We start from the raw sequence: 1,958 nt of genomic DNA on the forward strand, positions 1-1,958 counted from the left end.
GTGGTGCAGGAGCTGCACCTGGTCGCCACCCACGTGCTCTGCGAGTACGTCGACCAGGCGCTCCCCCTGGTCCGGCAGCTGCCCACGCCGGCCGTGCCCGCGCCCCGGGACGCCACCTTCGCCCGGTGGGCGCCGCCGCTCGTCCCCGTCCTGCCCAACGGCAGCGCCGCCCACGGGCACTCCGCAAACGGACACACCGCGAACAGCCACGGCGTCGACGGGCAGCGGCGGAACGGGCACCACCGCAACGGCTCCACCGGCACCGGGTGGGTGCAGTCGTGAGCGGGCCGCTCGTGGTGGTCGGCGACGCCCTGCTGGACCGGGACGTTACGGGCGCGGTGAGCCGCGTCTGCCCGGACGCCCCCGTACCGGTGCTGGACGAACGCACGGCCGTCGACCGGCCCGGCGGGGCCGGCCTGGCCGCGCTGCTCGCCGCCGCCCAGAAGACCGAGGTCGCGCTGGTCACCGCGCTCGCCGACGACGCCGGCGGGGCGCGGCTGGCCGAGTTGCTGGCCGAGGCGGGGGTGGCGGTCTACCCGATGCGCCTGCCCGGCGCCACCGCCGAGAAGATCCGGTTGCGGGCCGGCGGGCAGACCCTGCTCCGGCTGGACCGGGGCGGCGACCCGCAGCCACCCGGCGAGCCGCCGGAGGCGGTGCTGGAGGTGCTCTCCCGGGCCCGGGCCATCCTGGTCAGCGACTACGGTCGCGGCCTGGCCCGGCAGCCGGCGCTGCGCACGGCGCTCGCCGAGGCCACCGCCCCGCTGGTGTGGGACCCGCACCCGCGCGGCCCGGCCGCCGTGGCCGGGGCCCGGCTGATCACGCCGAACCTCGCCGAGCTGCGCCGGCTCACCGGCGACGCGGGAGCCGGCCCGGCGCTGTCCACGGCGACCCGGGCCGGGCACGAGCTGCGGCGCCGCTGGCGGGTCGGCGCGGTCGCGGTGACCATGGGCCCGGACGGCGCCGTGCTCTGCCACTCCGGCAGCACCCCGCTGGTCGTCCCGCCGCCGTCCAGTCCCGACCGGGTCGAGGACACCTGCGGCGCGGGAGACCGGTTCGCCGCCACCGCCGCACTGGCGCTCGCCGACGGCGCGCTGGTCTCCGAGGCGGTCGGCGCGGCGGTGGCCGCCGCGTCGGCGTACGTGGCCGCGGGCGGGGCGGCCGGCCTGCACCGGGAACCGCCGTCGCGCCCGGCGCGGGCCGCGCGCACCGCCGAGGAGCTGGTGGCGAAGGTACGCGCCGACGGCGGCACCGTGGTCGCCACCGGCGGCTGCTTCGACATCCTGCACGCCGGGCACGTCGCCACCCTCCAGGCGGCCCGCCGGCTGGGCGACTGCCTGGTCGTCTGCCTCAACTCCGACCGCAGCGTACGCGGGCTCAAGGGGCCCGACCGCCCGGTCAACCCGGAGGCGGACCGGGTCCGGCTGCTGGCCGCCCTGGACTGCGTCGACGCGGTGACGCTGTTCGACGAGCCCACCCCGCACCGGGTGCTGGCCCGGCTCCGGCCCGACGTCTGGGTGAAGGGCGGCGACTACGCCGGGGACGGCGGGCCCGAGCTGCCCGAGGCGGGCCTGGTCGAGCGTTGGGGCGGCCGGGTCGTCACGGTCCCCTACCTGGCCGGCCGCTCCACCACCGGCATGATCTCCGCCGCGCGCCAGCGCGGCCTCCACCTCGTCAAGGGAGCGGCAGTATGAGCGAGTTGAATGGCGGGTCGGTCCTCGTCACCGGAGGGTCGAGCGGACTCGGCGCGGCGGTGGTGACCGCGGTGGTCAAGGCCGGCGGTCGGCCGTACGTGCTGGACCGGCAGGCACCGGCCGACGACGTGCCCTGGGTCGAGTGCGACCTGGCCGACACCCGGGCCGCCGAGGCGGCCACCCGCGAGCTGGCCGAGCAGGCCGGTGGCCTCGACGCCGTGGTGACCGCCGCGGGCCTGGACGTGCCGGGAAAGCTGGCCGACGTGC

General features: G+C 78.4%; 2 protein-coding genes and 1 pseudogene. All 3 read left to right on the forward strand.

All coding sequences use genetic code 11. The features are described 5' to 3' along the window. Window positions 1-282 (forward strand): annotated as a pseudogene (locus ABZ570_RS33950) (hypothetical protein); the annotation flags it as partial. Further along, window positions 279-1,691 (forward strand): PfkB family carbohydrate kinase, encoded by a 1,413-nt coding sequence (locus tag ABZ570_RS33955; protein ID WP_358072283.1) that lies wholly within the window; start codon window positions 279-281, stop codon window positions 1,689-1,691. The pseudogene ABZ570_RS33950 and the gene ABZ570_RS33955, both read left to right, overlap by 4 nt. A 5-nt stretch (window positions 1,692-1,696) precedes the next feature. Further along, window positions 1,697-1,958 (forward strand): SDR family NAD(P)-dependent oxidoreductase (locus tag ABZ570_RS33960; RefSeq protein ID WP_358072285.1); only part of this gene is annotated, 262 nt, incomplete at its 3' end.

This window comes from Micromonospora sp. NPDC007271 (assembly GCF_040634005.1).
Classification (GTDB): Bacteria; Actinomycetota; Actinomycetes; order Mycobacteriales; family Micromonosporaceae; genus Micromonospora.